This is a genomic window from Streptomyces sp. PU-14G (assembly GCF_041028275.1).
Classification (GTDB): domain Bacteria; phylum Actinomycetota; class Actinomycetes; order Streptomycetales; family Streptomycetaceae; genus Streptomyces.
Window position 1 is genome coordinate 35,900 of the sequence record NZ_JASKYT010000012.1, and the last position, 7,656, is coordinate 43,555.

The following is a 7,656-nucleotide window of genomic DNA, read 5'->3' on the forward strand; positions in this document are numbered from 1 at the left end:
CGCTGGTGACGTCGGCCACGTGTGACGTCGCTGCGTGTGACATCTGCGGGGCGGGTGCCCGGCGTCACGCGGCCGAATCCCCTCCAGACCACGGGTGCTCCCTCCGGATCCCAGGTGTTCCCCTCCGGTCATCGGGCGGCTGTTTTCGGCCCCTGGGGCGGTCACCTTCGGACCTCGGCGCTCCCTAGCGCACGTCGAGCGGGATCTCGCACCAGACGCGCTTGCCGTTGCCGCGTGGCTCGACGCCCCAGTCGGTGGCGAGCTCCTCGATGAGGACGAGGCCGCGGCCCGACGTGGACTGCTCGGTGGCAGCACGGCGCTGCGGTGAGGCGGGTGAGGTGTCGGTGACGGCGATGCGCAGGGCGCGGCCCCCGCTGCGCACCGGTCTGGCCGTCAGCGTGGCGTCGCCCCCGGTGTGCAGCAGCGCGTTGGTGGCCATCTCGCTGGCGAGCAGCTGGGCGGTGTCGCTGAGGTCGTCCAGGGACCAGCGGTGCAGTGCGGTGCGCAGGGCCTGGCGGGCGGCCTGCAGCGAGTGCGGGTCGTTGGTGGTGATGGTGACGGCCATCTGGGGTGCGGTGTGGCGCCTGCCCGCGGCGCGCCGCAGCAACAGCAGGGCGACGTCGTCCTCCTGGCCCGTGAAGGCGCCCATCGTGTGCAGCAGATGGTCGGCCAGCGGGTCGGGGCGCAGAGGCCCGGTTCTCACGGCGTCGATGAGCTGGTCGCGGCCCTGGTCGATGTCCTTGGTACGGGACTCGATGAGACCGTCGGTGCACAGCAGCAGGGTGGATCCGGGGTCCAGTACCGTCTCCGCGGTCGTGTAGGGGGGTTGGGTCGACGGCGCGGTCAGCCCGAGCGGGAGGCCGCCGGGGGTGTTGAGCCAGACGCAGCTCCCGTCCGGGCGGCGCAGTACCGGGTCCAGGTGGCCGGCGCGGACGCTGACCACGTGCCCGGTGTGCGGGTCGAGCAGGACGACGAGGCAGGTGGCGAACCGGTCGGTGTCCAGTTCGGCGAGGAAGGCGGAGGCCCGCGCCATCACGGTCGTGGGCGGGTGCCCCTCTGCGGCGTAGGCCCGCAGCGCGATGCGCAGTTGGCCCATCACGGCGGCGGCCGTCACATCGTGCCCCTGCACGTCGCCGACGACCGCGGCGATCCGCCCGTCGGGCAGGGTGACGGCGTCGTACCAGTCACCGCCGATGCCGCCTCTGGCGCGGGCCGGACGGTAGCGGGTCGCCATGGACAGGCCTGGCACGTGCGGGATGTGTCCCGGCAGCATCGCCGTCTGGAGCCCCGTGGCCAGCTCGTGCTCTTGGTCGTAGAGCAGGGCGCGCTGCAGCGACTGGGCGATGGTGCTGCTCAGCGCGGTCAGCACGGTCCGCTCGTCGTGGGTGAAGCGGGTCTTGCCGTCGTAGGTGAGGCCGAGCGCGCCGATGGGGGTGTCGTGCGCGATCAGTGGCAGGTAGACGGCGGCCGTGGACTCCGGCACGGCCCGCAGGTACGCGCGCAGCCCCGGGTAGCGCCGGGCGAACTCCTCGCGGTCGGTCACGAAGACCGGCTTGCGGGTGCGCACGGCCTCGCTCAGCGGCAGGGGCTCGGCGATCCGGGCGAGGTGGAAGTCGCGGATCAGGCCTTCCGGCACACCGTTGGCGCCCACCAGTCCCATGCGGCCGTTGTCGGCCAGTCCGAGCAGGATGCTGGCGGCGCCCAGGTGTTCCAGCAGCAGGTCGGTGGTCAGTGCCTCGGCCACGTCGTCCACCGAGACGGTGGGCGCGAGGGCCTCGTTGACGTGGCCGACGATGTCGGCCTGCCTGCGGCGGTCGCTCTTGGCCTGCCGCAGCTCCCGCGTCTGGTCGACGGCGCGCAGCTCCTGGCTGGCGTCGCGGATGATCCCGATGACCTGCGCGGGCTGCCCGTGGTCGTCGCAGACGACCGTGCCCTGGGAGTGGGTCCAGCGCAGTGACCCGTCACGGTGGCGTACCCGGAAGTAGAGGCTGTAGCCGGTGTGCTCCTTCAGCGCCCGGTCCACCCGGGCCTGGATCTCGGGCAGTTCCTCGCCGAGCATCCGCTCGGCGAGGGTCGCGGTCCGGTTGTCGTACTCCTCGGGCCGGAAGCCCATCACGGCGAGTCCGGCGTCGTCGTAGCGCATCTCGCCGCTGGCCAGGTCCCAGGCGAAGCTCCCCATCCCGTTGAGGGCCAGAGCCACGTGCGGAGCGACGGGTGGGTCGCCGCGCAGGCTGGATCCCCTGTTCGGTTCGCGGAAGCGGTGCATCGCTCTCTCCCGGGCTCGGCCCGCCGGGCAGGGCCGGCAGCAGCCACGGCTCCCTTGGCGGGGCCGCTTCCCCATCATGCGGCCGACGCCCGGCAGCCGCCTGCCGGGAAGCGCCATCCGTGCGCCCAGGGGGGAGCAAGCCGTGCGCCCACCGGGGGAGCCATCCGGGGGCGCCCCCGGGGGTGCCATCCGGAGGTGCCATCCGGGGGCGCCATCCGTGCTGCCCGCTGCCATGCCCCCTCGGCTGCCGCAGCCGGTGCCGCAACGCGGGCGACGCGGCCGGTCCCGCAACACGGGCACGGCAGGTGCCGCAGCACGGGCACGGCCGGTGCGCCGCCCGGCAGGCCGCACACCGCCGCCGGAGCACCACCCTGTCGGGCGGCGCACCGGCGGTGCGGTCACGGGTCTGCGGTTGGGCTGCCTCGGTCCGGGGCGGGGTTCGCCGGGCCAGGAGGGGTCGCGGCTGCCCGCCGAGGGCCGGCCGGTCAGGGCTTGCCGCGGGCCCCCTGGGCGGCCTTGCCCGCGGCGGCCTCCTCGGAGTCGTGCGGGCCGGTGGAGAGCTTGCCGCCTGAGCTTTCGATGTGTGCGCGCACGAACCACTGGAAGAGCTCCAGCTGGCGCAGGTGTTCGATGAGCAGGTCCTGGGTGACCGGGTCCGAGGTGTCGGTGGCCTCCACGGCCTTGCGGTGGTCCTCGATGACGCCGGTGTAGACGACGTCGAGGGCGCCGAGGTGTTCGATGGCCTCGGCCCTGCCGAGCGAGTAGTCCTCCCAAGTGCGCTCGGAGACCAGCACGCCGGGGGTGCCCCAGGGCGAGCCGCCGAGCGTGGAGATGCGCTCCGCAGTGTTGTCGATCATCTCGCGGACGGCCTCCACCTGCGGGTCGAGCATCTCGTGGACGGCGATGAAGTGCGGTCCGATCACGTTCCAGTGCACGTGCTTGAGCGTCAGCGCCAGGTCGTTGAGGGCGTGCAGGCGCATCCGCAGAAGCCGGATGACGTCGCCGCCGTCGCTCGTGGACATGCCCGGGACGGTGTACGAGGGGTTGGACCCGTTGCGCGAAGCGTTGGCTGCCACGGTGCGCTCCAATCGTGTGGGATTCTCAGAAATCGTCAGCGGTGAACCGGACGGGGTCCGGGGTGCCGCCTGGGTGCGGCAGGCGGCGCGCCGGGCGGGCCGGAAGGCGGCTGGGGCCGCGCCGAGGGGTGGGGCCGGCCGCTGGGGCCGGCGTGCGCCCGTCAGTCTCCTGGCGAGTGCCGCTCCTGGGCGGCGGCGTACGCGAACTGCAGGAAGTCCGAGCCCGCGACGGCCGCCAGGCCGCTGTAGCAGGTGCGTGCGGTAGCGGGGGACGCCGCGCGCAGCACGAGCAGCGCGGACGCCACCCACGGTGCCAGGCAGAACGGGCAGGTGATCAGCTCGCCCACGGCGTGCCTGAGCCCCTTGCCGCGGACCTCCTCCGCCACCTCCGCCGGGGCGCTGGTGCCCGTGTAGCGGGTGAAGGGGGCCCTGAAGGGGCTGGCCACCGCGTCCTTGGACACCATCCTCGACAGCTTGTGCGTGGCCAGGGTGAGGAGTACCAGTTCGCGGGTGCTCAGGTCCTGCGGTGCCCGGCGTCCGGCGCAGCGGGCCGCGAGGGCGGCGCCCACGACGCCGGTACCGAACGACGAGAGCACGGCCAGGTAGCCGCCGAGCGGGCGGTCGGCGTCCGGCGCGTAGCGGTGCTCGTGTTCTTGTACGACCTCGCGGGGCGTACGCGGTTTACCCGGCATACAGCGTTACCTCCCAAGACGTGCGCCACGGGGTTCCCTGCCCGCGCGCGGTGAAACGCCCGCCGACGGCCCGAGGCCGCTTCGGCGACCGCCCGTCGCGGCCCACCCCGGCGGCACCGTCCGAACGGGGAGCCGTCCGGGCGGGAGCCGTCCGAACGGGGCCGTCCGAACGGGAGCCGTCCGGGCGGAGGGCGGCAGGACGGTCCGGCGACGACCCGGCGGCAGGACGGCCCGGCGACGGCCCGGCGACGGGGCGTCGGCGGGGCGTCGGCGGGGCGCTCAGCGGCCGAGTGCCCGCTGGAGTTCCTGCTTGTTCATGTGGGACCTGCCCTCGATGCCCTTCTGCTTGGCCTCGTTGTAGAGCTGGTCGCGGGTGGGGCCACCGGAACCGGTGTGGGACCGCTGCCCACCGCGCTTGGGTGCGGGCTTGTCGCTCACGGAGGTACGGCTGGCGCGCTTGGCCTCGCCCTTCTGCGCGCGCTCCTTGTTGACCGTGCGGGAGGCGATCTCCTTGGCGCGGCCGGTGGACGTGCCGCGCTTCTTGGCACCCTCCTTGATGTGCTCGTACTGGCGTTCGCGCTTGGCGTTCGACCCTGCAGGCATGGTTCCTCCGTACTCTGTGGTCGTACCCGTCTATCCGTTTCACGTCTTTTGTTCGTTTTTATGGTCCGCCCTCGCGCGCCGGAAGGCGACCGCACCAGCGCGTGCCTCGGCCGGGTTCCACGTGCGGAAAGCACCACACGTGGAACCCGGCATCGGCCGCTTCGCGCGGAGCACCGAGGCAGGGCCCGCTCCGCGGGGCAGCGAGCGCACAGCTGAGCCAGGCCCGACGCACGCGTGGCCGAGCACCACGCACACGAGAGCCGAGCACACACGCGAGCCGATCGATCACCGCGCACGCACACGGGAGGAGCGGGTCCAGGTGAGCAGGACGGACAGTCGGTGGCTTCCGACGGTGGTCGACCGCGCGCGCCGAGCCGCGCACAGGGCGCGGCAACAGGCGGGACCGGAGCGGGAGACGGCACTCCTGCTCGCCAAGAGCGGGGCCGCGGGCGTGATGGCCTGGGCACTGGGCGCCTATGTGATCGGCTCCCCGCAGCCCACCTACGCGCCCTTCACCGCCCTGCTGGTGGTGCAGTCCACGGCGTACCGCTCCGTGCTGCAGTCCCTGCGGTACGTGGTGGCGGTCGTGCTCGGTGTCCTCGCGGCGGGGCTGGTGGGTCCGCTGATCGGCGAGAACACCCTCGCGTTCGCGGTGATGCTGGCCATCACCCTGCTGATCGGCCGCTGGCGCCACCTGGGAAGCCAGGGCATCCAGGTGTCGATCGCCGGGGCGTTCGCCTACAACGCGCTCTCGGGCACCCATGTCCAGATGCTGTGGGAGATCATCCAGATGGCGCTGCTGGGCGCGGGCGTCGGCATCGCGCTCGCCATGCTGGTCTTCCCCCCGCTGCGCTACCGCACGGCCGAACGGGGCATCGAGGAGATCACCCAGGCCACCCAGCTCCTGCTGCATGACATGGCCGAGTGCCTCAAGGAGGGGCTGCCCGACGAGGAGACGGCTGAGGACTGGCTGCACCGCGCACGGCAGTTGGACAACACCCTGGGCGCGGCACGCGAGGCCGTCGAAATGGGCGCGGAGAGCGTCGTCTACAACCCGCGTACGTGGCTGCACCGCCGCACGGCCCCGCGCAGTTTCCAGGGATACCGCACGCTGATGGAGTCGCTGGGCCGCGCCGGTGAGCAGATCCGCAGCATCAGCTACGGGTTCGTGCGGTTCCACGGCGAGGACGCCACCCGGCCGGAGGACGACTTCCTGTCCGCCTACGGGGAGCTGCTGGAGAGCATCTCCGAGGCAGCGGGCCTGATCGGCTCCCTGGAGGACGACGAGGGCGACGATCCCCTGCGCCGCACCCTGCGGCAGTGCCGCGAGCGGTACGCGCGGCTGTGCGAGAGGGCGGAGGGTGAGGCCTGGCCCAGCCACGGGGTCCTGCTGACGGACGCGGACCGGCTGCTGGTGGAGTTCCGTCACGCCCACCGGCAGGGCGCCGCCCAGCCACCGCGCAGAAGCTGACGCCTCACACGAGAACGTCAGCCGCGCCCCACGTGCACGGGCCGCGCCTCCCGGTCAGGCGGACGGGGCGGCTCTCAGCCCCGCGGGCGCGCAGCGCTTCGTGCGCGCGAGAGGCAGCGGTTTCAAGCGGTCGGGAGCCAGCGGTTTCACGCGCTCGGGGGAGGTAGGGATTTCCATGGCGCGGGAAGCAGCGCTTTCACACGCCCGGGGGAGGCAGCGGTTCCGTGGCGCGGGAAGCAGCGCTTTCACACGCCCGGGGGAGGCAGCGGTTCCGTGGCGCGAGAGGCAGCGGTTTCACACGCCCGGGAGGCAGCGGCAGCGCTTTCAGCCGCCCGGGGAGGTGGTGTGCGGCGCCGCCTCGGAAGCGGACCGCAACTCGCCGGCCACCCGGATGTAGGAGAACGCGAACTCCACGGGCTGGTCGAACCGGAGCACCGTGCGCCCCTCCGTCTGGTCGATCCGGTACGCCGTCCGTACGGTCGCGTCCACCGGCACGGCGGTGCCGCCCGGCTCGCTGAACGTCTCCTCCCGCAGGACGAGCACGCCCGGGCGGGGGCAGCTCCAGCGGAAACGGGTGAGGTCGTCGGCACCGGCCGCGTTCGTCAGTCTGCTCCGGCCCGTGCCGTCGGCGGCGAAGGCGAGCTCACTGGCCTCCATGGCGCCGCCGGGCTCGTCGGCCCACGCCCCGAACAGTGCCGGATCGAGGGCGGTTTCCCCGCCGTCCCGTGCGCTCATGTCAGTCGGCTGCCCGCATCTCGAACCAGGTGGTCTTCCCCCGGGGCAGCAGGTCCACGCCCCAGCGTTCCGCGAGGGTGTCCACGAGGAAGAGACCGCGCCCGCTGACGTCCAGCTCACTGACCGGCAGCAGGCAGGGCAGCCCGCGCGAAGGGTCGCGGATCTCCACGCGGATCCAGCCGGAGCGACGCAGCATGCGGATGCCGATGGTGTGGGCGCCGGTGTGCCGGACCGCGTTGCCGACGAGCTCGGAGACGAGCAGCACCGTGTGCTCGGTGATCTGCGCGGAGACGGCCCAGCGCTGCTGGAGCACGGCCTGGGCGAGCCGGCGCGCGCGCCGCGCCGACTCGGGGAGGTTCACCAGTGGCACCTCCCGCACGGTCGGATCGCCTGCCCGGTCGAGGACGGTGCTCATCGGCTCGGCGTCCCACGTCTGTGCGGGGTCTTCCGGAACCCGTTCGGTCACGCTCGCCACATCTCCCTGACCCGCCATGGCCCCCATCATGACGGCAGGTACAACCCCCCGTGGGCGGTTCGGCGGTATCGGGGAGGCGCCGGAGGGGCTCCCGGGCGGGCACGCGGTCGCCCCCGTGCGCGCCCCGTTCCGGGCGGACGCGCTCTGACCTGGTATGACAACCGGTACTCAGGTGGGCACAAGGCGCCACGAGCGGACAGTGCGCAGCCGGAGAGCGGCGCCTCCCGATTCGCCCGCACGGTGCGGTGGTTGGAGATGCCACGCTTTACGCCACCCCCAGCCACCGGGGGGGTACAACCCCCCGTGGGCGGTTCGGCGGTATCGGGGAGGCGCCGGAG

General features: G+C 73.1%; 7 protein-coding genes. 1 reads left to right on the forward strand and 6 read right to left on the reverse strand.

Annotation, left to right across the window (positions count from 1 at the left end; all coding sequences use genetic code 11):
• Window positions 1–184 precede the first annotated feature (184 nt).
• The 4 genes from AB8Z75_RS03055 to AB8Z75_RS03070 all read right to left on the reverse strand — a co-directional run bounded on the left by AB8Z75_RS03055 (window position 185) and on the right by AB8Z75_RS03070 (window position 4,637).
• Entirely contained in the window at window positions 185–2,266 is a 2,082-nt protein-coding gene (locus AB8Z75_RS03055) for a SpoIIE family protein phosphatase (protein ID WP_369199773.1), read from the reverse strand.
• A gap of 485 nt (window positions 2,267–2,751) precedes the next feature.
• Complete coding sequence (locus tag AB8Z75_RS03060; RefSeq protein ID WP_369199774.1) at window positions 2,752–3,288, reverse strand: Dps family protein; 537 nt, start codon at window positions 3,286–3,288, stop codon at window positions 2,752–2,754.
• A gap of 215 nt (window positions 3,289–3,503) precedes the next feature.
• Window positions 3,504–4,034 carry a DUF1360 domain-containing protein gene (locus tag AB8Z75_RS03065; protein WP_369199775.1) on the reverse strand — a complete coding sequence of 177 codons (531 nt, stop codon included), beginning with the start codon at window positions 4,032–4,034 and terminating at the stop codon, window positions 3,504–3,506.
• 279 nt (window positions 4,035–4,313) lie between these two features.
• Entirely contained in the window at window positions 4,314–4,637 is a 324-nt protein-coding gene (locus tag AB8Z75_RS03070) for a plasmid stabilization protein (RefSeq protein WP_369199776.1), read from the reverse strand.
• A 319-nt stretch (window positions 4,638–4,956) separates the two neighbouring features.
• Between AB8Z75_RS03070 and AB8Z75_RS03075 the strand changes: the two genes are divergently transcribed.
• A complete protein-coding gene (locus tag AB8Z75_RS03075) occupies window positions 4,957–6,108 on the forward strand; it encodes an aromatic acid exporter family protein (RefSeq protein ID WP_369199777.1) in 1,152 nt (383 codons plus the stop codon).
• A gap of 324 nt (window positions 6,109–6,432) precedes the next feature.
• Here AB8Z75_RS03075 and AB8Z75_RS03080 read toward each other — a convergent pair whose 3' ends face one another.
• Both AB8Z75_RS03080 and AB8Z75_RS03085 read right to left on the reverse strand, forming a co-directional pair.
• Window positions 6,433–6,843, reverse strand: coding sequence for a hypothetical protein (locus tag AB8Z75_RS03080; protein WP_369199778.1), 411 nt, complete (start codon window positions 6,841–6,843; stop codon window positions 6,433–6,435).
• Window position 6,844: 1 nt separating this feature from the next.
• Window positions 6,845–7,345 (reverse strand): ATP-binding protein, encoded by a 501-nt coding sequence (locus tag AB8Z75_RS03085; protein WP_369199782.1) that lies wholly within the window; start codon window positions 7,343–7,345, stop codon window positions 6,845–6,847.
• Window positions 7,346–7,656 lie beyond the last annotated feature (311 nt).